The sequence below is a fragment of the Ruegeria sp. BB6 genome, assembly GCF_056539385.1.
This window is the reverse complement of the sequence record NZ_JBQFUW010000005.1, coordinates 272,990-298,894: the sequence shown is the minus strand read 5'-3', so window position 1 is coordinate 298,894 and position 25,905 is coordinate 272,990. Positions and strand designations below refer to the sequence as shown.

Sequence of the window (25,905 nt, the reverse complement as noted above, 5' to 3'; positions counted from 1 at the left end):
CTCCTTTGTTCAGGCACGAAGACAATATCCCGGCGATCCACCCTCCGTGACGAATTCAACGCTCTTTATCAATGCGAATTAGGGCTCGACGCGTCGTTCGCTGCACTGCGAACCAAGGTCCGCTCTCCCAGAAAGAGAAGGGCTGCGTTCATAGGTCCTGACCCTAGAGACAAATCATCTGTCGATGATACAGCGCTTGGACCATCCTTCACAGGTTTCGAAGCCACTGGTCGCGGTGAAAAACACTGGCGGCTCTTTTTTACGTCCTAGTGGATACGGCAATATCTGCCTCGGATGAAACCGCTTCGATGGATCGGTCAAATGGAAAATCAAAGTGATTTCCTCGAGAGAGACTTTTGGGACTGAGATGAAGCTATCTCTCCGAGGAGTAGTTTGAGGCTCTGAGCGACTGCCTGATTGGCTCTACGGCCACCCAAGTAGCAGCCCCAGATGATGAGGGAATTTTCTTCACCAGTGCTCATTACAGGAAGTGCAACAGTCGGTAATTTGCCTGCCGACGCCTCTGTCATGCCCAGCGCATAGGGGTCTCCAACTGTACCCTTAAGGAGCCGAAGCAGCTTCGACCGAAGAGCGCCAACTCAGGCAGCCCTTAACAACCCACTCCAAACTAGCGAGATATTAAACCATGAGGCATGATCCTCTACCTTTTCACGATTCTTCTTCCCCAGTCCGTCCAGTTGTAATTGTGGATCGCCCCTGTGGAAGAGGGAAGACTACAGAAATGATTGAATCATTCGAATATCACAAGCAGTATCTAGTCATTGTCCCTTTGCTCACTGAATGTGACCGCGTGATAGAGGCGACACAGAACCGAGGAATAACCTTTGAACAACCTGTAGCCGAAGCTGACACTGTATTCGACGACAGCGGGCAAGAGATAGTCACTACTCGGAAAATCCATTCCCTAAGGCGCCTATTGGCAGAAGGCCAAAACGTAGTCACAACTCATGCGATGTTTGATACGCTAGCAGATGTCGTCTCTGAGGGGTTATTGGACTCGTATGACATCCACATTGACGAAGTTCTCTCGGTCATAGATGCAAACTTCAATGTCAATTTAGAAGCATGGGATCGTATCTTCATAGAATCCGGTCTGTGTACAGTTGACCCCGAGACCTCTCAGGTTGTTCCTACGGATGCTTGGGACACCGAGTGCGCTGCTCTTGAGAGACACGTTCCAATGAAGTTCTATAAGGCCGCCAAGTCTGGACGCCTTTTCAATGTTCAAAATGGTTTCAACGTAGCGGTACTTCCGGAAAAGCTTCTCAAGGTGGGGAAGTCTCTGAGGATTTACACCTATAAAGCTGAGGGGTCTATCATTGCTGCTTACCTAAAACACTTAGGGCTAACCACGATACACGATAAGTTGGATGTTTTAGCCGAAAGCGTGTTCGTCCGAGAAGTCAGAGGCCTTATTACCGTCAAAGGAATTAAGTCTCTTGATCCGCTTTCATTCAGTCACACTGACCAAACAGACAAAACCTCAGGATCACCCGAGGTCTACGATGATTTGGTACCTAAAGCGCTGTATACGTTGGCACGAAATGCCCTTAAGGAAGTTCCTCTTGAAAATATCTTACTGACTTGCCCAAAGACAAAATGGTTCGCCGGAGGAAAAAGCCCGACAGTTGGCTCTGATGGCGTAGAAAAGGGAAAGTACCGTCCCGGTCCATACGCCAAAGGCTCTCGGCTTCAGGGCAGAAGCGGGCGTGTTCATTGGCTCCCCAATACGACTAGAGGCACGAACGATTATAAGAACGCAACGCACCTGATCTATCTCTATAATCAGTTCTTGAACCCCAACATCCTACGATTTCTCGGCAAAGGATCAGTGAGCCAGGACGACTATGCGCTCACTGAGTTAATCCAATGGGTTTGGCGATCTAAGGTCAGAGACGGCAAACCGATCACTGTTTATCTTCCCAGTCGAAGAATGCGTAACCTTTTTCTCAATTGGCTATGGGAAGAAGACATTCCAACACATGTCCTGCGAGAGGCGAATCGAGCGTCGTAATCATTGAAACCGAGGGAACACGTAACCAGTGAAGAAGCACTACTACACCGGAAGAAAAATTCTCGTAGGATAGTGAATATGAGGCTGCTAAAACGTGATTTCCTCGGCTCCCTATGGCCCTCAACCTTTGCCACTAATAAGCGGCAAGGAACTCGACTTAACATATAATTATCATATACTTAGAGGACATTGGTTAATAAACATCTCTATGTATCACTAAGGATGGCTGAGGAATTTCCACTGTAGAAGCCAAAATCAATTTCATCCTCGGACACGTTAACCCTTTGACATTAAGTTACGCCCAGTGCCGGACACAGTGTTAGTTGAGAGTACTCGATAGAAGCTGATCCTCTACCATCCCCTAAAACGCTTGCAACTTGATCATTGAGTACACTCTAAGTCAGTTGAAAGCACTCTAGGCGTGGGTAGAACTCCTCTTCAGTAAAGGCTTTCTCTTACGTGCTGAGGGACCCTTTTTTCAGAGGGAACAATAAGAACAACAATCCCCCTCTTTTTTGAAGTCGGTTCCCCAAACCCCCCACCCCTTAGTCTCCAGCTGAAAACTCTGCCAATAGGCCAAGGTTCTGTGTCCACCTTCTGAGGGTGGCGGAAATGGTGGCAATGAAGTCGATCTCGGCTTTTGGCAAGCAATTGCCTCAACGTCTAGGAACCTAAAGGAGATCACCACCATGATCATCGGATACGCAAGAACATCGACACTGGAACAACAAGCAGGACTAGAAGCCCAACAGACGATACTCACAGAAGCTGGATGTGAGAGGGTCTACTCCGAACAAGTCTCTTCTGTTGCCTGTAGAGAGGCGCTCAGTGAAGCTCTCAGCTACTGCAGAGAAGGAGATGTCCTCATTGTCACTAAGCTTGACCGCCTGGCTCGTTCAGTCAGGCATCTAGGCGAGATCGTGGATGGCTTAACTCAAAGAGGCGTCGCTCTAAGAGTTCTCGACATGTCCCTTGATACCTCAACTGCTACAGGGAAGCTCATGCTGAATGTCCTTGGGTCAATCGCTCAGTTTGAAAGAGAGATGATGCTGGAGCGGCAGCGAGAGGGAATAGCCAAAGCTAAAGCTGAGGGTAAATACAAAGGCAGGAAACCAACTGCACGTATGAGGGCCTCTGAGGTTCTTCAGCTACTAGGGCAAGGCTACAAGAAGCACGAGATCGCCCAGCGCTTAAGTATTTCTCAGAGATCGGTCTATCGGATCGTTAATGAGGCTCATCAGTCAGTGGTTGTGGAAACCAGCTGCTGAAATGGACGTTAGAACAAACAGCTCTTGGTCGTCAGAACAGGCTTTCAATACCAAGGGCTGTTATTGATTGGATGCAAGGAGAAACGTGACAAGGTTGCTCAGGTAGCGTCACGTTCAAACTCTTCTCCGGTACCCGTACATGTAACGACTTGACCTAGGATTCCGTTACAGTAAGTGTCGTACTCGAACCTCGAGGGTTCACCTGAGAAAACCGCAGTTGATGCTTTGGGAAAACACGCGCAATCCGTCACGGGTGATTAGCTCAGACAGCGGAGCGTCTGTGTAACAGTTGGTAGAGCGCTTCGTTTACACCGAAGATGTCGGGAGTTCGAGTCTCTCATCACCCACCATCCTTTCCGCACAATGTATCAAGGTCTTACGCGACTAGCACCTTTTGCTGTGCTGCGCATGAAACTGTGTCCGCTGCGTCTCCGCTGCACTTAGACAGAAAAGATGTCTCCAACACAGGAGATATGGACCATGGCAACAATCGTAAAACGGCCTAGTGGAAAGTGGCAGGCGACGGTTCGGAAGGACGGGCAATCCCGATCCAAGTCATTTCTAAAGCGTGCTGATGCGACGAAGTGGGCTCGTGAGACGGAGTTGAGCGCCGACAGGGGATTGCTAACCCCAGACCTCAGTGTGAACGTATCCGAGATGACACTTGGTGATCTCCTTGCGTACTTTGCTTTTCAGTTCGGCAAGAAGTACTTGGGCCGGGCGTAAAATTACGGAAACGCTAAGTTCGCTCTGTTTACGCCTTCAAGGATCGGGTTGGCTTACTGGCTGGCGATCCGAGTGTTTTCAAAACCTTCACTCGCCTGACGATCTGAAAAACTACTCCAAGAAGTAACTGAACTTGTGACCAGTAAGTAGGTGCCGTTTCCGGGTCAAACTCGAGCAAACTGGCAACAATCAACGGTCTCCCTCGTTAGGCGTTCCAGAGTGACACAATCACGGGCCTAGATCTGTGACGGCGATAGATTGGCAAGTGGTCCGCATTCCTAAAGACAATCACATGCGCCAGCAGCCCCGGTCCCGGCCGCCCACTCTCGATAGGACGTGAGGGCGGCGGAGATTGTGCACAAGTCTCACACTCCGAACAAACTTGGCGGACGCGCGCACATTAGACCACTGGCCCGCCTATCGAGAAAGTGAACCTGATCTTCGCGGGGGAAACACCTGCGCACAGAGGATCAGGTTCGTGATAAAATGTCGTGCCCAGAGTCAGAATAAGGAATTGCCCAATCTTACGTTTGTTTGGGCCAATCTAAAGTCGTTTGGACGGATACAAAGCACCAAATAAACCATTGGCTTGTAAAGCTTTGCCGAGAGATCGAGACTCTCATCACCAAAGATTCACGCCAATCGCAAATTGTGGACCCAGCGTCAGGGACACTTAGGCCTTGCAACCGATTGCAAGTTTGGGGCGATGCTGCGTAGTATTCAGCCATGAAATCGCATGTCAGTTTTACCCGTTGCCGCAGGTGCCCGTTGTGAGTGTAACCCTAAAAGACGTCGCCGCTCTTGCTGGCGTGTCGCGCTCGGCCGTGTCGCGCACCTTTACCGAAGGGGCTTCTGTTTCGGCCAAGACCCGAAGCAAGGTTGAGAAAGCCGCAGCGGAACTGGGATACAGCCCGAATGCGCTGGCTTCATCCCTTACGACTGGGCGGACCAAGCTGATCGGGCTGATCTCGAACAACTTTCACAATCCTATCTTCCTTGAGGTCTTCGACCAATTTACCCGAGCGTTGCAGGAACGCGGCCTGCGGCCGTTGATCGTGAACCTGACTGATGAAACTGAACCGGCCAATTCAGTGAGAATGCTGCGCCAATACTCGGTGGATGCAGCAATCGTGGCGTCCTCGACCCTCCCACCCAGTTTCGCCAAGGCGTTCCACGACGCGGGCGTTCCTGTCGTGCACACATTCGGACGGTCGGCAACCTCGCCCGAGGTCCATGTCGTGGGAATTGACAACGTTGAATGTGGTCGAATGGCCGCGCGTGAACTGTTGGCCCGCAGTTATCGTCGCGTCGGCTATCTGGGCGGACCGAAGGATGCAACCTCGGCGATGGATCGCTATCGCGGCTTCATGGAAGAAGTCGAAAAGCACCCCGAGCTGGAGGTTTCTCACTCATTTGCAGGGGCCTATTCCTTTGAAGCAGGACGGGCCGAGATGCTGCGTCTGCTAGAACAGGCACCGGCCGATGGCTATTTCTGCGGTGATGACATTCTGTCAATCGGCGCGCTGTCGGCTTTGTCCGATCATGGGTTGGAGCCGGGCAAGGACGTCGGGATTATCGGCCTGAACGATATGGAGATGTCGCGCTGGCAAAGCGTGAACCTGACGACGATTCACCAACCAATCAAGCAGATCATCACATCATCCGTCGACTTGGTCGAGGAGATGCTGAAAGACCCCGAACGATATCCCGAGGCCCGCATTTTCCCTTGCCGGGTGATCGAGCGGGGCACGTTGCGGCCCCGCCGCTGATTAACGGAACATCGGCGGGCGCGCGTCTGTCCACGCGCCGTTATTTTTGGACGAGGCAACCGCTGCGTGAACCGCGGCAATCGACCGAACACCATCAGCAGGGGTCGGCAACCCATCGCGGGCTTCGCCCCTGATCGCATCCGCCAGATCACAATAGATATTGGCTACGGCCAGCGGGAACCCCTCGGGGTGGGCAATCGCCACGCGGGACAGGCGTTGCGCGTCGTCGTGCAGACCGCCCTCGCCTTTTTCGATAATCTGCGTGCGGCCTCCGACCGGGGTATAGACCAATTGGTTCGGCTGCTCGGACGCCCAGCGCAACCCACCGGTTTCACCAAAGACCTGAATATCGAACCCGTGCTGACGTCCTATGGCGACGGATGAGGTCCACAGCCGACCCACCGCGCCACCTTCGGTGCGGAAGTTGACCATCGCATCATCCTCGAGCTCGCGGCTGGAAATGGTCGAGGCCATGTCAGCCGAAAGCACCTTGACCTCATCATCACTGATAAAGCTCGCCATATGCAGCGCGTGGATACCGCAATCTGCGAATTGCCCGGATACGCCCGCCATTGCCGGGTCATACCGCCAGCGCACGCGGGGGTTATCGGCATCGGTTGCGTCACCGTGGTGGCCGTGGCTGAAATTCGTCACAACCAGACGCACCTTGCCGATATCGCCCGCCCGCACCATCGCACGGGCCTGCCGCACCATCGGATAGGCCGAGTAACAGTAGTTCACAGCACAGATTTTGCCCGAAGCGTCTGCAACGCGGACGATTTCTTCGCCTTCTTCCACGGTCATGGTCATCGGCTTTTCGCACAGCACATTGAATCCGGCCTCAAGAAAGGCTTTCGCAATCTCGAAATGAGTCGAATTTGGCGTTGCGATGGTGACCAAATCAATCCGGTCGGCGCGCTCCGTTTCACCAGCCAGCATTTCTTGCCAGTCGCCATAGGCGCGGTCCTGGGCCACACCTAAACGTTGCGCGTATTCGCGCCCCACATCGGGGCGATGGTCCAGCGCGCCCGCGGTGAATTCAAACCTCCCGTCGGCCAGCGCCCCTAGCCGGTGGGCAGGTCCGATCTGACTGCCTTCGCCGCCACCAATCATGCCCCATTTCAATTTTGCCATGATCTTAGTCTCTCTGTTGTCTTGTTGTTTGCGCGGTCAGAAATCGCTGACCGCTTGCCATTGCCGCTGATCCGAGGAGGCACGCACCGCCGCTAGAACGCGGTTCACCTCGTGCCCGTCCCGGAACGTCGGCCAGATGTTCTGGCCGGAATGGATCGCGTGCAGGAAGTCCTTGGCCTCGATGATGATCTGGTCCTGGTACCCTGTCCCATGCCCCGGTCCCTGACAAAAGGGTTCATAATCCGGGTGCGCCGGGCCGGTCAGGATCTTGGTGAACCCCCGCGACGCCTCAGGTCCTTCGCGGCGGTAGAGCCACAGGGCGTTCTGGTCCTCTTGATCGAACCGTATCGCACCTTTTGTGCCTGAAATCTCATAGGCATAGCCCATCTTCCGCCCCGTTGCGACACGGCTGAAATACAGGTTGCCCATGACGCCGTTCTCAAAACGGCACATCACCTGCGCATGATCGTCATTCGTGACCTCTCCGCCCGGTCGCTGGCTGTGGACGGTCTCTACGTCGGCCATCACCTGCGCAATCGGCCCGATCAGAGCCATCGCACCATTGACCATATGAGGGGCCAGATCACCGATGGTTCCATTGGCCGTGCCAGTTGTGCGCCAAGTCGCCGGAGCCTGCGGGTCTGCATAGAAATCTTCGGTGTGCTCACCGCGGAACCAGGTGACGTCACCAATCTCACCATCTGCGATTAACTTGCGGGCGAATTGGCTGGCCGGAGTGCGGATATAGTTAAATCCAACCATGTTGATCGCCCCCGCAGCCTCGGCCGCGGCCACCATCGCCCGGCTATCATCAATCGACGCGCCCAGAGGTTTCTCGCACAGCACCGGTTTGCCCAGCACAAACGCAGCCTCGGCAATCTCACGGTGCGTGGATTGAGGTGACGCGATCACGATCGCCTCGACCCGCCCGTCACCAACGAGCGTGCGCCAGTCATGTGTCGCGCGGGCAAATCCATAGGCCGCGCGATACCGTTCGGCGCTGTCTGCGGTCGAAGCACAAATCACTTCTAGCCGCGGTCGCAGCGCTGTGTTGAACACGGCGCCCACCGCCGCCATCGCTACGGAATGGGCCTTGCCCATATAGCCCCCGCCAACGATTCCAATTCCGATTTCAGACATTTGCAACGGCCCCGAACATTGTATTTGCAACCGGTTGCAAAATCAGTATCGTGTGAATCGATTAAACGCAAGGAACAACAGTCCCTGCAAACCCATTCTCGCCGGAGGAAAAGCTGTGGCCACTTTGATGGACGGTATCAAAGGAAACCGGTTTGCTGTCTTTGGGCGTGCGGGCATGGACATGTTTGCCGACCCAGTTGGCGTGAAAAGCGAAGACGCGGATACGTTCCGCGCTGATCTGGGTGGGTCTTCGGCCAATATTTGCGCGGGATTGGTCAAGCTGGGCAGTCGGGCGTCACTGATCACTTCGGTCTCTGACGATGCAGTGGGGCGGTTCTGCCTGAACCGTCTGGCCCACTATGGCGTGGACACGTCCTATATCCGTGTTCTGGGAGGAGAATACCGCGTTTCGCTTGCCGTTTACGAAAGCCGAATTGAAAACTTCCAGAACGTCATCTACCGCAATGGCGCCGTTGATTTCCAAGTCACAAAAGAAGACATGGACCGGGTCGACTATGGAAAGTTCACGGCGGCGATTTCGGCCGGAACGGTATTTGCGTCGGAACCTTCACGCAGCGCCACATTCCGCGCCTTTGAGAATGCCCGAAACGCCGGGCTACCGATCATTTTTGACATCGACTACCGCCCCTATAGCTGGCCCTCAGCCGAAGTAGCCGCCGATGTGTTGTCCCGCGCAGGCGACGCCAGCGACATGATCGTCGGCAATGACGAAGAGTTCGGATTCATGGCCGGCGGCATGGAACGTGGCTTTGCAAAGGCGAAGGAACTGGCTGAAAAGCCGGACCGCATTGTCATCTTCAAGAAAGGCGAAGAAGGTGCGGTCACTTTGTTCAACGGGCAGGAAATCGAGACCGGGATTTTTCCTGTCAAAGCCGTAAAGCCAAACGGCGCGGGCGACAGTTTCATGGCGGGGCTGCTGGCTTCAATCGCGGCAGGATACGGGCTGGAAGACGCGGTCATGCGCGGCTCGGCCTGTGCCTCGATCGTCGTATCCCAGCCCGGATGCGCCCCGGCGATGCCCACCACACAAGAACTGGATGCGTTCCTTGCGTCTCATCCCGGCCCCACGACATAGGAGAGTCCCATGCATATCGCGCCCTATGACAACCAGAACAAGCCCATCGTCGATGCCGACGATCCGACGGTGCCCCTGAACTATTTCAACATCGTCAAGTTGAAGAAAGACGAGGCGTTCGCATACCAGGTGCCCGGCTATGAAACCTGCATCGTACCAGCCACCGGCAGCGTCGATGTCGAGGTCGAGGGCGTGCAATTTCCCGCGCTGGGAAACCGGGGTGAGGATGTCTGGGATGGCGAACCCGAGGGGGCATATGTTCCGGTGGGTGCCAAAGCGCAGATGGTTTGTGTATCTGACACCGCCGAGGTCTTCGTCGCCGGTGCCAAATACGACAAGGTGCTGGAACCTTTCGACGTGCGTGAACATGACCTTGTTCAATATGGCAGCGATGACACCAAGACCCATCGCAAGATCAAACACATCCTGGGCCAAAAACAGCATGACAAGGTCGGTCGCCTGCTGGTGAGCGAGCTGTTTACCGTCGGTCAGGGCGGCTGGTCTGGGTTCCCCAGCCACAAGCATGACACCAATCGCCTGCCCGACGAGACGCGCCATGACGAGACCTACAACTTCCGCTTCAAACCCAACTGGGGCTCGGGCCTGCAAATGCTACAACGCGAGGACAACAAGCCGGGCGACGCATATCACATCGTCGATGGCTCAACGATCTGTATCGACAAAGGGTATCACCCCTGCTGCGTTCTTCCGGGATATGAGATGTATTATTTCACCATTCTCGGCGGCCTGACACAGCGCTCGTTGGTACAGTATTTCCAACCCACCCATGCCTATCAGGTCGAAACCATACCGGGCATCAAAGACATGATTGCCAAGTTCAAATGACTCTTGCCACACTGAAGGATGTGCTGACCCCTGCCCATGAACAAGGGTATGCCGTCGGCGGGTTGGTCACACTGGGCTGGGAGGATATGCGCGCTTACGTAGCTGCCGCCGAAGCTGAAAACGCGCCTGTCATCCTTCAAGCCGGGCCAAGTTGCCGCGCGCACACGCCATTGCCGATTCTGGGCAAGATGTTTCGGTACCTGGCCGAGAACGCCTCGGTCCCGGTCGTGGCGCATCTTGACCACGGCTATACGTTCGAGGAGTGCAAAATTGCTCTGGACAGCGGCTTCACTTCGCTGATGTTCGACGGATCGCGAAAGCCCCTGCAGCAGAATATCGACGAAACTGCCGCCATTGCGGACATGGCCCACGCCGCTGGAATTTCCTGCGAGGGTGAGATCGGCTTCGTGGGCTATTCCGGCGGCGAAGGATCAAACGGCACCGACCCGGAAGAAGCAGCCCTGTTCGCGCGTCAAAGCGGCGTCGATGCGATGGCCATCTCGGTCGGCAATGTCCACCTGCAACAGGACAAAGAAGGAAAGCTGAACGAGGCCCGCATCACCGAAATCGATGCTGTTACTGATGTACCGCTGGTGATCCACGGCGGATCGGGCGTGCCAGTGGAACAACGCAGCCGTTTGGCGCGCGACACATCAATCTGCAAGTTCAACATCGGGACCGAGCTGCGCATGGCCTTCGGCCAAGCCCTTCGCGAGGCGGTGAACCGCGATGCAGACCGTTTTGACCGCGTGACCATTCTGAAAGAGACCCATGATCCCGTCGAAGCTGCTGCCCGCATCGTGATCCGGGCTTTCGGCGCGCCTCCGCAAAGGTAGGCGCAGACGTTACCCGTCGCGTTCCATAATCCACTCGACTTCGGGGGCCGGAACAAAGCGCCATTTGCGCAGCGGACCCGCCATGACGTTCAGATAGTACATCTCGAACCCGTAAGGCGCACCGCAAGGGTGATGACCGCGCGGGACGGTCACAACGTCACCATCTGATACAGCCATGGTCTCATCCAATTGGCCGTCATCTGTATAAACCCGTTGAATGCCAAACCCGTTCGCGGGATTGAGGCGATGATAGTAGGTCTCTTCCAGGTAGGTGATCCTTGGAAAGTCATCCTCGTCATGGCGATGGCTGGGATAAGACGACCAATGGCCGTTCGGCGTGAAGACTTCGGTCACCAAAAGGCTGTCGGCATAGTCTTCGTTTTCCATCGCGATGTTGTTGATATAGCGGGTGTTCACCCCCTTACCCCGTTCGGTCAAGGTGATGCCGTCCGGACCAATCCGCCGCGCCGTGTGCCCCCCTTTTCCCGGCGCTGAACAAACGGCAAGAACACAATCGGTTTCGGCAACGGCCCGCCACTCGACCCCATTGGGCAGATAGAGGCAATGCGGCGGCGTCTTCTCGAACACATTCATCCGGTCGCCCAGAACGCCCCAGTCGCGATCTGCTCCGCTGACTTGCGCTTTGCCTTCGACCATGACCAAAATGACCTCTTGGTCCCCGGTCACCTCGGACGCGACATCGCCCGCCCGCAGGTGATAGAGGCCAAAGCCAACATACCGCCAGCCCGCATTGGCCGGAGTGATATCATGCACCTTGCCGCGCGTGCCGAACGGTTTCCTGAGCAAGTCTGCCATGGCGTCGTCTCCTTGATGGGCGGGTCAGAACAGACCCGACTGGTGTTTCAGGCAGCTTGCCGTGTGTGCAAGGCCGAAAGCGCGTCGGCCAATTGCGACTCTGACCAACCTTCGGCGACCGCGCGGCGCAGGATGTCCGCCTGACTTTCTGGCGCATTGCCCCCGATCGGCGGATCCGTGTCCAGATTGGTAGGGAATGGATACCCTTCAGCCGTGGCCGCGATTGCGGCATTCAGTTCCAAGGCGTCCAGATCGCCTCGCTGTTTCAATGCGATCAGGGACGGAAAAATTGCTTGCGACATGGCTCGTCGATCCACGGCCTCCATCGCGCGCCCAAAGGCGGACGAGATTTGCAGCAAGTTCGCCATTCGATTGATATCCGAACTTCGGTTTTCGCCGGCAGCGTGGAACAACGCCGGGTTAAAGAACACCGCATCCCCCTTGGACAGAGGCAACTGGATATACGCGTCTTCAAAATGATCCCCATGAGCAGGGTCGTGGAAGGCCAGATAACCGGGCGCGTAGAGCTGTGAAAAAGGCAACAACTTGGTCGGCCCGCTTTCGATCGGCATGTCACAATGGGCCACCGCGCCCTGCAGGGTCAGTGCGGCGGTCAGGTGATGGGCATGGGCCGGGTAGCGTTCCGCACTATCGGCGCTTTGAAACCCAAGATGATAGTCGCGATGCGCCTGCTGCGCCTGACCACCGGGTCGCACCTGATTGACTTGCGCAGTGACCTGATAGTTCGGACCCAGCCAAGCCTCGCACGCGGCCGCAATCGACGTGTTTCCAAAATACAGTGCGAACCCTTCGGGGTCTCGCAGGCATTGCTTTTGCGCCGCGTTCCAAATCCGATCATTGGCGCCTGAGGCTGCAAAGTGATCGCCCTCTCCCGCTCCGCTTTGGCGCTCCTCGTCTATGATCTGGGTAAACACGTCCGTGGCCCGGTCGATCACCGAAGTATCCGAATAGGCCCCTTTCAACGCAATCACGCCGGCAGATTTATTCAGAACCCAACCCCATTCCGACAACAGGGCCAACCGTTCCTCGGGCTTCCTCAGCGCAGGTTGCAACGCCTGCATGTCATAGACAGGCACATTGCGTTCAACCGTTGCAGCAAATGGCACCGCATCCACCGAAAGATTCTGAGAGGTCAACACCTTGAATTCATCCAGATCACAGGATTCCCGGTCAAAATACCCGACACATCCAAGCTCTTGATGCACCATGATTTTCTCCTTTCTCATGGCTTTGGTGTTGTGACGTGTTCGTCCTGTCAGTTCGCGATAGACAACCCCGCCTTTCCGCACACCTCAAGGATGTGGTCGTAGCCCATTTTGGAGTATTCGTAGGGCGGCGCCTTGGCCGGGTCCTGTTCGGCTTCGACAACGATCCAACCGCTGTAGTCCAGTGCCTTCAGCGTGTTCGCGACGGCCTGAAAGTCGACGCAGCCATCGCCGGGCACGGTGAAGGCTCCGGCAATTACGGCATCCAGAAAGCTGCGATTGTTCTCGCGCGTGTCCTGCACGACCTGCGGGCGGATATCCTTGAAATGCACGTGATGCACCCGGTCGCCCCAACGGTTCAGAGTCGCCAGAACGTCGCCGCCCCCAAACAGCAGATGGCCGGTGTCAAAGCACAGCTTCACTTCGGGGCCAGACCCTTCCATCAACCAGTTCACATCATCTTCGCTTTCGATGATCGTGCCCATGTGATGGTGATAAGCCATCGGCATCCCCTGATCCGCCATCCACTTGGCCAGTTCCGTGATCTTGGCGGCATAAGCCAAAACTTCATCTCTGGACAGTTTCGGGCGGTCATTGACCGGCGTTGCGATCTGGCCCTGCACGGTGTTGGAACATTCCGCATAGACGATACAGGGGCTGTTCAGCGCCACGAATTGCGCGACCTGTTCGCGCACGGCCTCACGCTCGGTCGCGAAGTCGTTCACCAGCGACGCCCCGGAACACCAGCCACCGCAAAGCGCGATGTCATTCGCATCAAGATAGGCGCGCAGACCCTCGGTATCGCCGGGCATGCGCTGACCGCGTTCCACACCGGTATAGCCGATCTCGCGGGCTTCCTTCAGCGCCTGCTCCATTGTGTAGACGGCGGTCAGATCCGGCAGATCATCATTCTGCCACGCGATCGGAGAGATTCCGATTTTCACGCTCATTTGGTGTTTCTTTCCTTGATCGCCAGCTCATAGGCCGCGCGTTTTTCGTTCACTTCGGAGCGGATGCTGACCTCGGGCACCGCCACTTCCCACCACGTGCCGCCATATTCGGTCGAGGGGTAGGGATCGGTATCAATGACAACCACATACGGCCCCTTGATTTCGGCGCGTTTGGCCAGCGCGTCCTCCAGCTCGGCAATGGAACCAACCTTGATCGAGGTCGCGCCCATCGCTGCGGCATGGGCCGCAAAGTCGATAGCAGACGGGTTTTCATGGACGGCGTGATCCAACAGGTTGTTAAACTCGGCCCCGCCGGTGCCCATCTGCAACCGGTTGATGCAGCCAAAGCCCCGGTTGTCGGTGATCACAACCGTGAAGGACACCCCCATCATCGCGGCCGAAGCCATCTCGGAATTGGCCATCATATAGGTGCCGTCGCCAGTAAAGCAGATCACATCACGCTCGGGCTCGGCCATCTTGATGCCCATTGCGCCGGCAATCTCATAGCCCATGCAGCTGAACCCGTATTCCATGTGATAGGCACCGGGGCGCGGGGCTTTCCACAGCTTGTGCAACTCTCCCGGCATCGTACCTGCCGCACACATCACAACCGTATCGTTATGCGAGGCACGCTGAACCGCACCCACAACCTGCATGTCCGTCGGCAGAGCATTCCCATCGCCGGGCGCATCGGTCAGCTTGTCGACCTTGCCATACCAGTCGGCCTTAAGCGTGTCCGAGACCGGATCGGCGCGATAGCCTTGCAGGGCCGTTCCCAGTTCTTCCAACCCGACACGGGCGTCGGATTGCAGCGGCATCGCGCCGTGTTTCTCGGCGTCATAGGCGTTGGTGTTCAAGCACACCATCTCGCGCTCCGGGTTCGAGAACAGACCCCATGACCCGGTGGTGAAATCCTGCAGCCGTGTACCAACGGCCAGTACCAGATCGGCCTCGGCACACACGTCATTGGCAGGCTCGCCGCCCGTCACGCCAACCGGCCCAAGGTTCAACGGATGATCCCAGGCCAACGCGGACTTGCCCGCCTGTGTTTCCGTGATCGGAATATTGTGCGTCTCGGCAAAGCTCTGCAATGCGTCAGTCGCGCCCGAGTAATGCACTCCACCCCCGGCAATGATCACCGGGCGTTTGGCAGCCTTGATCGCAGCCACCGCACGGGCTAGTTCACCCTCATCTGGGCGAACACGGCGCTGATACCAGACACGGGGCTCAAAGAAGCTTTCGGGATAATCATACCCCTCGGCCTGCACGTCCTGACAGAAAGCCAGCGTAACCGGTCCACAATCGGCAGGGTCGTTCATCGTGCGAAAGGCGCGCGGTAGCGCGGTCAGCAGGTGCTCAGGCCGGGTGATCCGGTCGAAATAGCGGCTGACCGGGCGGAAACAGTCATTGGCGCTGACAGTTCCGTCGTTGAAATCCTCGGGCTGTTGAAGAACCGGGTCAGGACCCCGCGTCGCAAACACGTCGCCGGGCAACAGCAACACCGGCAAGCGGTTCACATAAGCCAACGCCGCCGCCGTCACCATATTCGTGGCCCCCGGCCCGATCGAGGACGTTACCGCCATCGCTTGCGTCCGGCGCTTTTGCTTGGCATATGCAATCGCGCAATGAGCCATGGTCTGCTCATTGTGGCCGCGATAGGTGGGCAGACTGTCCTTCACGGCGTGCAGCGCCTCGCCCAGCCCGGCCACATTGCCATGGCCGAAAATGGCCCAAACACCGGCGATGAAGGGTTCTCCGGCCTCGTTCATCTGCGCGCCCAGATAGCGCACCAGAGCCTGAGCCGCAGTCAATCTGATTGTCTTGCTCATTCGTGTTTCCTTTCAACACGCGGACCCCACGGGCGATCCGTTGAATTCCTGTACTGACTGGTTTTGTGACGGTGGTTCGTCAGACAGTTCCGCCCAACGACCCCTCAAGTTCGGCCAATTCCTGCCCGCCTGCCATCAGATCCTGCAATTCTTCAGGAGAGATTTCACCACGTTTGGCGGTACCCAGCGTCTGACCCCTGTTCAATACGGTAAAGCGATCCCCAACCGCCAAGGCGTGACGCACATTGTGGCTGATAAAAACGACGCCCACGCCCTGACTGCGCACCTTGTCGATTGTCGCCAGAACATTCGATGTCTGCCGCACCCCAAGCGCCGAAGTCGGCTCGTCCAGAATCAGGATCTTCGCTCCGAAATGCACCGCCCGGGCAATTGCTACCGTCTGACGTTCACCCCCAGACAATGTGCCAACGGCCTGATCCGGACCACGCAGGTTGATGCCCATCTTGCGCATCTCTTCCATTGTGATCTCATCCGCCAATTTCTTGTCGAAGAAGTTGATGCCTGCGACTTTCTTTGTCGGTTCATTACCCATGAAAAAATTCCGGCTAACGCTCATCAACGGGATCATGGCCAGATGCTGGTGAACCGTGGCAATCCCCGCGGCGATCGCGTCGCGAGGGTCCTCGAAATGCATTGGCTTGTCCTCAAAGAAGATCTCACCAGCGGTCGGCTTGTGCACGCCCGACATCGTCTTGATGAATGTGGACTTGCCCGCGCCATTGTCACCCAGCAGACAATGACACTCACCCGGCTTCAGATCAAAACTGACCCCGGCCAGAGCGATTACCGAGCCAAAGTGTTTCTGGATATTGACCATGCGGATGATCGGCTTGCGATCCTCTGCGTCGCCATGATGGAACTTGGTATCTTCGGTCATCTCAGCGCTCTCCTGTGATGATGCGGCGGATATAGGTGTTCAGGATCACCGCTCCCAACAGGATCACACCCAAAAACACCCGGAACAGAGAGCTTTCGACCCCGGCAAAGAACAGCCCCTGCTGTACCACGCCAAAGATCAGCGCACCCAGTGCCGCGCCAAGAACCGAGCCGTATCCGCCAGTCAGCAGCGCGCCTCCGATAACCACGGCGATGATCGCCTCGAATTCCTTCAGCAGACCGCGGTCGGCACCGGCCGAGCCAAACTCCATCACCTGACATGTGGCGAAAACGGTGGCGCAGAAGGCCGTGAACATGAACATCAGTATCTTGACCCGGCTCACCGGCACACCCGAGTTTCGCGCGGCCTCGGCATCGCCACCAGCGGCAAAAATCCAGTTGCCGAACTTCGTTTTGGTCAGCAGCACATGGCCAAATATGATGATGCCTATGGCCCAGATGATCAGCATTGGAATGCCGTCCACCACGGGCTGGCCCGCTCGTGTTCCGCGCTCGAAAGTTTCGATGATACCGTTGTCGCCCAGCCAGACAAAAAGACCCTGTCCGATTTTGCCGCCAAAGACCGAGGCCAGCCAGTCGCCTTCGGCCACGTCGCGAATTCCGCCGATGATGGTTTTCCGCTCGATGGTTTGCGGCAGGTAAATCGTGAACCCTCGCAGGATGAACAGAAACGCCAATGTCACGATAAAGCTGGGTAGACCGGTGCGCACGACGATATATCCATTCACCGCCCCGATAGAGACACACAGCGCGAAGGTCACAATGATCGCCATCCAGACCGGCCAGCTTAGGGTGACCGAAAAGATCGCGATCATCATACCCGCAAACCCGATCATCGAGCCGACGGAAAGGTCGAACTCTCCGGCGATCATCAACAGGCAGGCGCCCACGGCGATAATCATGAACTGGGCCGAAACGATCGACCAGTTCATCACGCCCTGCGCATTGAACATGCCGCTGTCAAAGGCGAACAGCAGGAAAAAGGTGAATACGGCAACAGTCCCGACCATGCCGCCCAGCTCAGGACGGATCAGAGCCCGTCGCAGCGGCGATATCTCTTTGATCCGTTCGTCGCCGCCGGTTGCGGATTGCGCTGAATCAGCCATGGGTGCCTCCCCTCGCGCTTCAAAGTGCATAGAATTTCAAGGGTGCGGACACGCATTCGGCATCCGCACCAATGGGAAGATCAGCGGTATTCGCCCGCGAATTCTTCGATCTTCTCCAACCCGTCCGCGGTTACAAAACCGGGGCCGGAATTGATGTTGTTGCCCGGCAGAACACCATAGCGATGATAGTTGGCCATAACCACAACCGGCAGGTAAGCCTGCAAGAACGGCTGCTGGTCAATGCCCCACTGGATCACGCCGCTCTTGATGCCTTTGACGATCTCGCCACCCAGGTCGAACGTGCCGAAATAGATGTCACCCGCCATGCCATTTTCTTCCAGCGCCAGAATGGTCGGGTCAGCCGACGTCGGGCCCAGCGTCAATACGGCTTCGGTGTCGGGATTGGCCGACAGGTATGCAAGAACGCGGTTCTTGATCTCGGCCGGGTCCTGACCCGCGTCGATCATCTGCTCGCCAAGCTCGATACCCAGACCGTCAGCGAAACCCTGGCACCGTTCCTGACTGGAAGGCTGCACGATGTAGTGGTTCACACACAGGAACGAACCGATGCCATCATCCTTGGCACGCTGGCCTGCGGCAAATCCGGCGTCATACTCAGGCTGGCCCACATACATAAGAGCACCCACTTCGCGCGCTTTCTCGGGCGTGCCGGTGTTCATAATGATCACGTCGATACCGGAATCCACGGCCGCCTTGATCGGACCTTCCAGAATATCCGGATCGGCCAGAGTCGTGATGATCCCGTTCGGTCCCGATGCCGCCGCCTGATCGATGATCCGCGCCATGTCAGCAAGGTCTCCGGTCGGCGGGTTGCGGTATTCGACCTCGACGCCCATCTGCTCACCTGCCAGGGCGATCCCGTTTTTGATGGTGTTCCACCAGCTGTCGCTGTCAGGGGCGTGACTGACCAGAATGTATTTTTCGCCTTCTGCCGCGGCACCGGTAGCACCGGCAAACGCGACGGCGCTGGCCAACAAGACGCCTTTTACGAACATTTTCATTTCCATTCCTCCCAATAGAACAGTCAATCTTCGTGCCGGGTCCGTCCCGGCCATTCGGCTAAACCGAATCTCCTCTGCCCCGATCAGCGTCAGAGCTTCCCTCAGTTTCCGGATATAGAATTATTTTGCAACCGGTTTCAAAACTTCCTCCATTGTGACAGGCCGCCCGGACTGAGCTGATCGAGTTGCGGCTTCGGCCATCGCAAGGGCGGCAACGCCATCCTCAAGCGTCACAGGCATCGCCGCACCGGTCTGCACCGCAGTGGCGAACGCATCCCATTCGGCGCGATACGCAGACATGTAGCGCTCGAGAAAAAAGTAGCTGGGTCTTGCCCCAACCACGCCCTTATCAGTTGACTTCACGACCGAGTTTTCAAGGATGTTGTGGGCCTGCAGCAACCCGCCCGAGCCAAGTATTTCAACCCGCTGGTCATACCCATATACCGCCCGCCGCGAGTTTTTGATCACTGCAATTCGACCATCTGAATAGGTCATCGTGACGACTGCAGTGTCTACATCCCCGGCCAATCCGATCTCTGGATCTACAACCGAAGATCCAACAGCAGAAATTGCCACAGGCGCATCGCCCATGAGGTAATTCGCCATGTCGAAATCGTGGATCATCATATCCCGAAACAGGCCACCCGACACTTTGACGTAGCTGACCGGAGGCGGTGCGGGGTCAAAAGATGTGATCGACAGCAACTCGGCCTTGCCGACTTCTCCAGCATCAAGCGCGGCCTTCAACGTGGAAAAATTCGGGTCAAAACGGCGATTGAAGCCAATCATGACCGGCCGTCCATTGGCCGAAGTCGAACGCTGGCAAGCCAGTGCGCGCTCAAGATCAAGATCAACCGGCTTCTCGCACAACACGGCCTTTCCCGCCAATGTTGCTGCTTCGATCAGGTCGGAATGAGTATCGGTAGGCGTGGCGATCAGAACGGCATCTATTGCAGGCGTTTGGATAATCTCATCAGACCCTAGGACTTCGGCCCCGTATTCTGCGGCAAGGTTTTCCGCGGCGTCCAAAGACGCGTCCGCAACTGCGACCAGCTTGCTCTGAGAGTGCCCGGCGATGGTATTCGCATGCACGCGACCGATGCGTCCGGCCCCCAGCAATCCGATCTTGAGCATGCGGTTCTCCCGAATCCAATTTCGCGTGCCACAATGTTTCGCTTTGCAACCGGTTGCAAGAATTATTTCTCAATACCCGAAAAATTGTGACCCGCCACGAATGAAATGGGGCAAGAACGGTGTCGCGCCCAAGGAAAAAAAATTTGCGTAAGGGGCAACCCAACCCGAACAAAGCCGAGGCTGATCCGCGCGCTGCACCGGCGTTATTTTCAGGTGAAAAACTACCCCGAGATTTTCTGCACGTTTTGTGCAATAATGTCTGGAAGTGTTTTTTTAAAAGGTGTTGTAACGATGATTGAGTATGGAGTCGCTACAGGTAGCGTTACTAAAGCTTTCTTCGGCGTGCCCGCCTACGGTGCGTCCAAAGTTCCTGAGTGGGTAAATTTTTTCGACGACAATCCCGAACTGCTTATTGTTAGTATCATCGGCATTCTCCTTGTCGCACGGTATTTGCTGGCCAGATGAAAACTCCAATTGGAAGGCATTCTGGTTCGGGGGGCTAAACCGCGAATACCATCGGTACGACTGCCAAGTACTTTGTGCTGGTCGGTTTCCAAATAGATCAAATAGATAGTGGCGATCCCGGAAGGACTCGAACCCTCAACCTGCTGATTAGAAGTCAGCGCTTCTGACTCCCCAAATTGCTGTTTTGCATGGCTTTTCCTACAGGTGTCCTGAAAACTTTCCACGGATATTCCACGGAAGGGGGATTTATGCCATAACGGAATAGCGGGATGGCCGTTTCTGATAGCGGCATAGCTAACTGCCCTCAACGGCATCCCCTGCCCTGCAAAAGCGGCACCTGTCGGAAATAGCGGCATCGGGAGTGCATATGCCGAAACACGATCCAAAATCCAAACGTAACGCGACCACCTTCACGAAGGGTGATCCACGGGCATCGGCTGCAGCCCAGAAGCAAAAACGCGGCCCATCCATGTCTGCGGAGGCGAAGGCCGAACTGCTCCAGAAGGAGCGGGAGATTCGCGAACTTCGACAACGGGCAGCGAAAAACAACTTCGACAAAGCGACCACGCTGGACCGGATAAGGGAACTGGAACCGATCTGGCTGGATGCCCTCAAATCCCTGCTGGAAGATGGCGATCCTTCGATTGTCCGCTGGGTTGGCTCACGCATCGCACCGGAAGTCACTGTTGGCGATGAGGAGTTGCAACGGGTGCTGGAAGGTCATCAGGCAGCCATGGAAGCGATGACCGAGGAAAACGCCAGACTGCAGGAACGGCTGGAACTATACGAAGGCACCCCGGCGATGGCTCAGGCGTTCGACAATGCCCAGAAGCACCCAGAAGCGTAAGGACGTGCTGGAAAGCCTCAGGCGGCAAACTGCCCAGATGCAGGCTATTGTCAGCACCGCAAAGCAACTCAATCCCGTTGAGTGGGCAGAACGTGCCTTAGGGTTTCCGCTGGTTGAGTTTCAACGGACAGTCATGTTGTCCACGTCCAGCAGGCTTTGCGTTCTGGCTGCCCGTCAATCAGGCAAATCGCAGGTGTCAGCGGCGCTTTGCGCTCAACAGGCAGCGGTTCGGGCAAACTATCGGGTTAACGTCATCGCTCCGACGTTCCGGCAGGGTTTGCTGCTGGCCGAGAAAATCGAACACTGCCTTCTGAATAACAACGTGCTGTATAAGCGGACACGGGAACGGATAGACCTAGAAAACGGCAGCCGGATAAACGTTTTGCCCGGTGACAGGCCCGAGTCAGTCCGTGGCGGAACCTGCGACCTGCTGGCAATAGACGAAGCCGGATTTATCAAAGATAGCCTTATCGCCGCCGTTGTTCCTCAGATCGCAGCGACACGGGGCCGGATGGTTCTGATCAGTACGCCAAACGGACCACGGGGCTTTTTGTATGAAAGCTACAACGCACCGGAATTCGAGACGGTTAAGGTTAGCGCTTATGAGATTGAACACTTCGATCAGGATTTGATTGCGGAACTGAAAGCCCGTCTCGGCCCTGCCCTGTCCCGGCAGGAGATCGAAAGCGAATTCGTCAGCAGTAATGCCAGCGTGTTTGATTCATCGGTCATGGATCAGTTGTTTCGCCCTGCCGATCCCGTTGATGCCTTCGATGACGATCCCGAACCGGCGGCATCTTCTGGCCTGCTGGACAGGTTCAAAACAAACGGCTCATCCCTGCAAAGCCTGATTAAGGATTAAGGAGTTTATTGATGCGATCCCTGCGCAGATCGAACGATGACAATCCCCGCTATACGACGCAGAAAAACGCCGCGACCGGGAAAATATATGCGGTATCAGGTGGCCGGGCTAATCAGGCACTGGTTGCCCTGTCCGCTCAGGCCCGTTGGTATACTGAAGATGGCGGCACATGGGTCATGGCCCCGCAATGCCTGTATCCTGCCCGAACATGGTTTGCGGCGGATGGCTTCGATGCCCTGATTGATTGGATATCCAGCGATATCAACGCCACCATGATCGGCAGAAAGTCGAAGCTGATGGCTCCGACGGTCATCATCGTTGATGTTTCGCAAAGCCCCGATGCGGTTGATCTCCTGCGGGAACTGGAAAGCGATTTTATTCGGGTCGTGCCGGTTCGTCTCGGTGCCGGCGATGATAGCCCGTTGAAGGGCTATGACAGGACAAAGGCAGGGTCTTTGCGGGTTGGTGCGAATTGGCTGGTTTCGTGGTTCAACAACACGATCAGCCGCGATGAGCCTGAGGAACAACTGCACGGTCATCCGTTGGAGCGGCGTAAGATCGTGATGGGGTTTCAGAACTATGTGGACGAAGTTGCGCCGGGGATGACGATGGCGGAACTGCGGGAGGCGATGGCTTCTGCAGAATCGCTGATTAAAAAAGCAACCACGGCATCGGGTGAGGAAGTGCTGGACCTGTCAGCCCCTGAAACCGTGGCCTGTGCCGTTATGCTGGCAGCACTGGCCCTGCAGATAAATCCCCCCTCCGTCTCGTTTGATATCCGCAGCCCATGGGGTTGGGGACCGAGACAGAAGGGGAACTTTTTCCCTGCCTCATGGTGCTAAGTGCGTTTGGCCGGTCTGGATATTGGCGGCTATGCGGACAACACCGCCCTGACGGTATTGAGGAGGGAGGAAGGCATAGATTCCGACGTTTGGGCGATTGAGGCGGTCCACAGGCTGCCGTTGATCAGGTCAGCGAAGGAACAGGCCGCAGTGCTTCAACCCCTGCTGGATGGGCTTTACGGGCTGGCCTATGACGCAGGCGGAGTCGGTCAGAACTTTATCGAACACCTCAACACGTCAGCGCTTTCCTATGTGGTGCCGGTTGTCATCACCGGGGGCAGTTCTGCACCCCATGTTCACAAAAATCGGGTTGTCGTTTCAAAGCGGCGGCTGATCGGATCGCTGCAATCCATGCTGGCAATGCGTGAACTGAGTGTTGATGCCGATGCCGTTGGGAAGGACGAACTGCGGCGGGAGATGCAGGACTTTGTTCGGGTGCCTTCGGGACGTTTCACGAAGATGGAAGCAAAGCAGGGCAGCCACGATGACTGCCTGTTGAGTTTGGCGATTGCAACGCTGTTATGCAGGAGGGTTTGATATGCCGGGGAAGGAAAAGCGAACGCAGATTCCGTCGCACATGTTGTCGGAACAGGCCATGTTTATCGCCTGTCTGCACCTGACTGTCAGGGATGCACTGGGCGATCCGATAGCGTCTGCACCCCGCGAACGTGCCGATCTGGTTGCGAAGGCCCGTGCATATCTGTGCTTTAGTCCTGAACTGGATGTTCTGGCAGCGCTGGCCGGGATTATTGACGGGGATCGCATCAGGGAGTGGGCACACGAGCAGCGGCGCAACGGGTGGCATGGCGCTGCTGCTCATCCTGAATCCTTCCTGTCCTGACATGGGAGGTTGGGAAGATTCGTGAAGCTGATAGCGCGTCGGAATTGTTTTTTCCTCCTGCCAGTGGGAGGATGGGAGGAATTCACCCCTCCTTATGGCTTTAGCTACTCAACCGGAAAAGCGAAACTTCAAACGGGATTTCAACCGCTAGATCGTCTCCAGTATATAAAAAGTCAGAAAATACTTCCCAACCTCCCATCGCGTTGATATTGATAGGGAAATTTCCGGTATACCCCGAAAAACCTCCTAATAACTTCCCATAAACCTCCCGCAAACGTCCCATAACTGCGATTATGTTAAGTTTTAGCGGTATCTGAGCACCGTTTCTGCGCTTTTCCGCGCCTGCTGGCCGCTGATCATCGCACAACACAACATGTTGTGCCTGCCCTGCCCGTTTGCTATCCCTTCACCCTGCGCGCTAACGCCACTTTCTGCCGTTGGAAACTGGGAACTTTACAACGGCAAGGGTTGAAGCTTTCTACCTGAACAACGACATACACGCGAAGCGGAACCGCGACATCGAATACGTTAGATCCGTAATGTGATGACCGCTCGTCAGATTGGCTTAATATCGCAAGAAAATGGCACGGCGGAACAAGCGAAAAATTCATGCGATCACCACATAAGCCATTGTAAAAATGATGACTTTTGGAGGTCACTCATATGAAGCAACGTGCCAAATACTTCTTCGCTGGCTTAGCCATGGCTGGGCTGGCAACTTCTGCTGCCGCTGAACGGATCACGGGCGAGGAAGCCTCAAAACTAATTAGTATTGGCAACCCCATTCATGTTGACGCGTACGACCAAAAGGATGGTCAACATGAATACCATTTGTTGATCGCTGTACCTTCCACGGGAACTTACATGTGTTGGGTAGAAGGTAGCCCGTTTTCGGATGAATTGAGCGCATATTGTGTGGGTAACTCCGCTCAAACGCCCCGTCCGTAGCTGAACATCCGCCGCCGCCATAACCAGCGCTTCTGCAGCGATACCTGTCGCAACCGAGCCCACTACGCCGCCAAAGCGAAATAACCACCTCCGTCGCCGTATAAGTTGCGGCGGGTGCCCTACCTAGGTTGGTCGTCTATACCTGATGGTTTTTTTGTTCGCTGATGACAATTGACAGGTGATAGAACAAAATTAGAACATACAGCTATGAAAAAGTGGCCACGCACAATCCCCTTCGATCTACGATGCAAACTGGAAGGCCTGCGCGAATATCGCAGCGCACCGAGTTTGCAGGATGATTGGGGGGCAATCTTCGAGTGGCTTAACGAGCACGGCGTCGAGCCGCCAGATCATGCCCTGCCAATGGAGCCGGAACTTAATAGCCCTGTCGGGCATTCATAAAACCCGCGTTAGATATCAGGGACCGAGGCTACCCAACCACGAACAAACACGTCCCCGTCAGCGTCTAATTCGCATACCGCGTCAAGGCGACCGCCGGGTCCAAGGTCAAGCTGGCTATGAAGAGCCTCGCGCTCATCATCAATGGGCGGACGACAAGTTGACCATGACTGGAGATACCAATCAGGAACATCTTTGGCGTTGTAGGAAAAGTACTTGCGCTCAGACCTTTCATCTTCGATGCCAGTCATCACCGCCCTTAGACCATCATCGCCAAAAACCATGAGAAACTCGCCTTCGGCGATTTCCGGTGCGTCCAGATACCTGCTTTGCGAGGCTTCGTAAGCAAAGTATCCCAAACCGCCCACGACAACAGCGCCTATCACCCATTTCTTCATTGTTTTTCCCTCACGTCACACGCCTAACTCACCGGTCAGATAAGATCAAGCGCAAGAAATCCCTTGCGAAAATCTGACATTTTCAAATCAAAAGATTGAATTCATGGCGCTAATAAGCAAAACCCGCGCTGCCTGTTTCGCTGGAGGGGATCTCGACAGCGTGGGGCGTTCGTGAGTGGTAACTCGCGATAGGTAGCGCGCGCGGATTACTCATCACCGTGCCACAACGCCGCAAGAAAAAACCCCGCGCTGAGGCGGGGTGAAGTCACTCACGTAGGGTTTCAGGGGGAAGCTGAAACCGTAGGTAATACGCGCCATGTCGAAAGCTGGATTACGAAAAGACACTGCACCCCGCACGGAGGCGAGGTGCAGTCACTCATGAGACGATCCCGGCTGGCTGTTCGGGATCATACTGAATACGGCGGAGGTGGGGGATTGGATCAAGTCGGTCA

At 55.9% G+C, this 25,905-nt stretch carries 25 protein-coding genes and 1 tRNA gene; 15 read left to right on the top strand and 11 right to left on the bottom strand.

Translation table 11 applies throughout. The features are described from left to right. The first annotated feature begins 742 nt into the window (after nucleotides 1-742). From ACR0B7_RS14150 to ACR0B7_RS14130, 5 genes are all read left to right on the top strand, one after another. Nucleotides 743-2,035 carry a hypothetical protein gene (locus ACR0B7_RS14150; protein WP_170576824.1) on the top strand — a complete coding sequence of 431 codons (1,293 nt, stop codon included), beginning with the start codon at nucleotides 743-745 and terminating at the stop codon, nucleotides 2,033-2,035. A 689-nt stretch (nucleotides 2,036-2,724) separates the two neighbouring features. Then, nucleotides 2,725-3,303: a recombinase family protein gene (locus tag ACR0B7_RS14145; protein ID WP_170576823.1), complete on the top strand. Its 579-nt coding sequence runs from the start codon at nucleotides 2,725-2,727 to the stop codon at nucleotides 3,301-3,303. A 251-nt stretch (nucleotides 3,304-3,554) separates the two neighbouring features. Continuing rightward, nucleotides 3,555-3,653: transfer RNA gene (locus ACR0B7_RS14140), tRNA-Val, on the top strand. 130 nt (nucleotides 3,654-3,783) lie between these two features. Then, a complete protein-coding gene (locus ACR0B7_RS14135) occupies nucleotides 3,784-4,029 on the top strand; it encodes a hypothetical protein (RefSeq protein WP_170570763.1) in 246 nt (81 codons plus the stop codon). Between the two features lie 770 nt (nucleotides 4,030-4,799). Next, complete coding sequence (locus ACR0B7_RS14130; protein WP_170484905.1) at nucleotides 4,800-5,798, top strand: LacI family DNA-binding transcriptional regulator; 999 nt, start codon at nucleotides 4,800-4,802, stop codon at nucleotides 5,796-5,798. Here the strand turns inward: ACR0B7_RS14130 and ACR0B7_RS14125 are convergent, their stop codons facing one another. Both ACR0B7_RS14125 and ACR0B7_RS14120 read right to left on the bottom strand, forming a co-directional pair. After that, nucleotides 5,799-6,932, bottom strand: a complete 1,134-nt coding sequence (locus ACR0B7_RS14125; protein ID WP_170484908.1) for a Gfo/Idh/MocA family protein — start codon at nucleotides 6,930-6,932, stop codon at nucleotides 5,799-5,801. Between the two features lie 36 nt (nucleotides 6,933-6,968). After that, nucleotides 6,969-8,072, bottom strand: a complete 1,104-nt coding sequence (locus ACR0B7_RS14120; protein WP_170570760.1) for a Gfo/Idh/MocA family protein — start codon at nucleotides 8,070-8,072, stop codon at nucleotides 6,969-6,971. A gap of 127 nt (nucleotides 8,073-8,199) precedes the next feature. On the opposite strand from ACR0B7_RS14120, the gene ACR0B7_RS14115 reads away from it, so the two are divergent. From ACR0B7_RS14115 to ACR0B7_RS14105, 3 genes are read left to right on the top strand one after another with little or no spacing between them, the layout of a single operon-like run. Beyond that, complete coding sequence (locus tag ACR0B7_RS14115; protein WP_170485279.1) at nucleotides 8,200-9,168, top strand: PfkB family carbohydrate kinase; 969 nt, start codon at nucleotides 8,200-8,202, stop codon at nucleotides 9,166-9,168. A 9-nt stretch (nucleotides 9,169-9,177) separates the two neighbouring features. Continuing rightward, nucleotides 9,178-10,014, top strand: a complete 837-nt coding sequence (locus ACR0B7_RS14110) for a 5-deoxy-glucuronate isomerase (protein ID WP_170484912.1) — start codon at nucleotides 9,178-9,180, stop codon at nucleotides 10,012-10,014. Next, complete coding sequence (locus tag ACR0B7_RS14105; RefSeq protein WP_170484914.1) at nucleotides 10,011-10,850, top strand: class II fructose-bisphosphate aldolase; 840 nt, start codon at nucleotides 10,011-10,013, stop codon at nucleotides 10,848-10,850. Before ACR0B7_RS14110 ends, ACR0B7_RS14105 begins: the two co-directional genes overlap by 4 nt. Before the next feature lie 9 nt (nucleotides 10,851-10,859). Here ACR0B7_RS14105 and iolB read toward each other — a convergent pair whose 3' ends face one another. The 8 genes from iolB to iolG all read right to left on the bottom strand — a co-directional run bounded on the left by iolB (nucleotide 10,860) and on the right by iolG (nucleotide 19,851). Further along, a complete protein-coding gene (gene iolB / locus ACR0B7_RS14100; protein WP_170484916.1) occupies nucleotides 10,860-11,666 on the bottom strand; it encodes a 5-deoxy-glucuronate isomerase in 807 nt (268 codons plus the stop codon). 47 nt (nucleotides 11,667-11,713) lie between these two features. After that, complete coding sequence (locus ACR0B7_RS14095) at nucleotides 11,714-12,895, bottom strand: phytanoyl-CoA dioxygenase family protein (protein ID WP_170570757.1); 1,182 nt, start codon at nucleotides 12,893-12,895, stop codon at nucleotides 11,714-11,716. 47 nt (nucleotides 12,896-12,942) lie between these two features. Then, the gene (iolE, locus tag ACR0B7_RS14090; protein WP_170484920.1) at nucleotides 12,943-13,842 is read right to left on the bottom strand and encodes a myo-inosose-2 dehydratase; all 900 of its coding nucleotides are present in this window, start codon (nucleotides 13,840-13,842) and stop codon (nucleotides 12,943-12,945) included. Then, nucleotides 13,839-15,671, bottom strand: a complete 1,833-nt coding sequence (gene iolD / locus ACR0B7_RS14085; protein WP_170484922.1) for a 3D-(3,5/4)-trihydroxycyclohexane-1,2-dione acylhydrolase (decyclizing) — start codon at nucleotides 15,669-15,671, stop codon at nucleotides 13,839-13,841. Before iolD ends, iolE begins: the two co-directional genes overlap by 4 nt. Before the next feature lie 79 nt (nucleotides 15,672-15,750). Further along, a complete protein-coding gene (locus tag ACR0B7_RS14080; RefSeq protein ID WP_170484924.1) occupies nucleotides 15,751-16,569 on the bottom strand; it encodes an ATP-binding cassette domain-containing protein in 819 nt (272 codons plus the stop codon). 1 nt (nucleotide 16,570) lies between these two features. Further along, nucleotides 16,571-17,695, bottom strand: a complete 1,125-nt coding sequence (locus ACR0B7_RS14075) for an ABC transporter permease (protein WP_170414704.1) — start codon at nucleotides 17,693-17,695, stop codon at nucleotides 16,571-16,573. 80 nt (nucleotides 17,696-17,775) lie between these two features. Further along, nucleotides 17,776-18,717, bottom strand: a complete 942-nt coding sequence (locus ACR0B7_RS14070) for a sugar ABC transporter substrate-binding protein (RefSeq protein ID WP_170484926.1) — start codon at nucleotides 18,715-18,717, stop codon at nucleotides 17,776-17,778. Nucleotides 18,718-18,837: 120 nt separating this feature from the next. Further along, on the bottom strand, nucleotides 18,838-19,851 hold the full coding sequence (gene iolG, locus ACR0B7_RS14065) for an inositol 2-dehydrogenase (protein WP_170484928.1): 1,014 nt from the start codon (nucleotides 19,849-19,851) through the stop codon (nucleotides 18,838-18,840). A gap of 213 nt (nucleotides 19,852-20,064) precedes the next feature. Here iolG and ACR0B7_RS14060 point away from each other — a divergent pair, with 213 nt between their 5' ends. The 7 genes from ACR0B7_RS14060 (at nucleotide 20,065) to ACR0B7_RS14030 (ending at nucleotide 24,656) form a co-directional block, all read left to right on the top strand. After that, the gene (locus tag ACR0B7_RS14060) at nucleotides 20,065-20,316 is read left to right on the top strand and encodes a hypothetical protein (RefSeq protein ID WP_170484930.1); all 252 of its coding nucleotides are present in this window, start codon (nucleotides 20,065-20,067) and stop codon (nucleotides 20,314-20,316) included. Nucleotides 20,317-20,683: 367 nt separating this feature from the next. Next, the gene (locus tag ACR0B7_RS14055) at nucleotides 20,684-21,163 is read left to right on the top strand and encodes a hypothetical protein (protein ID WP_480681757.1); all 480 of its coding nucleotides are present in this window, start codon (nucleotides 20,684-20,686) and stop codon (nucleotides 21,161-21,163) included. Continuing rightward, nucleotides 21,138-22,025, top strand: coding sequence for a terminase large subunit domain-containing protein (locus tag ACR0B7_RS14050; RefSeq protein ID WP_480681755.1), 888 nt, complete (start codon nucleotides 21,138-21,140; stop codon nucleotides 22,023-22,025). Before ACR0B7_RS14055 ends, ACR0B7_RS14050 begins: the two co-directional genes overlap by 26 nt. Before the next feature lie 11 nt (nucleotides 22,026-22,036). Beyond that, entirely contained in the window at nucleotides 22,037-22,867 is an 831-nt protein-coding gene (locus ACR0B7_RS14045) for a hypothetical protein (RefSeq protein ID WP_170794240.1), read from the top strand. Then, on the top strand, nucleotides 22,868-23,404 hold the full coding sequence (locus tag ACR0B7_RS14040) for a hypothetical protein (protein ID WP_480681753.1): 537 nt from the start codon (nucleotides 22,868-22,870) through the stop codon (nucleotides 23,402-23,404). Between the two features lies 1 nt (nucleotide 23,405). Then, nucleotides 23,406-23,708, top strand: a complete 303-nt coding sequence (locus ACR0B7_RS14035; RefSeq protein WP_480681751.1) for a hypothetical protein — start codon at nucleotides 23,406-23,408, stop codon at nucleotides 23,706-23,708. Nucleotides 23,709-24,371: 663 nt separating this feature from the next. Then, nucleotides 24,372-24,656, top strand: coding sequence for a hypothetical protein (locus ACR0B7_RS14030; RefSeq protein WP_480681749.1), 285 nt, complete (start codon nucleotides 24,372-24,374; stop codon nucleotides 24,654-24,656). A gap of 410 nt (nucleotides 24,657-25,066) precedes the next feature. Here ACR0B7_RS14030 and ACR0B7_RS14025 read toward each other — a convergent pair whose 3' ends face one another. Continuing rightward, entirely contained in the window at nucleotides 25,067-25,453 is a 387-nt protein-coding gene (locus ACR0B7_RS14025) for a hypothetical protein (protein WP_480681747.1), read from the bottom strand. Nucleotides 25,454-25,905 lie beyond the last annotated feature (452 nt).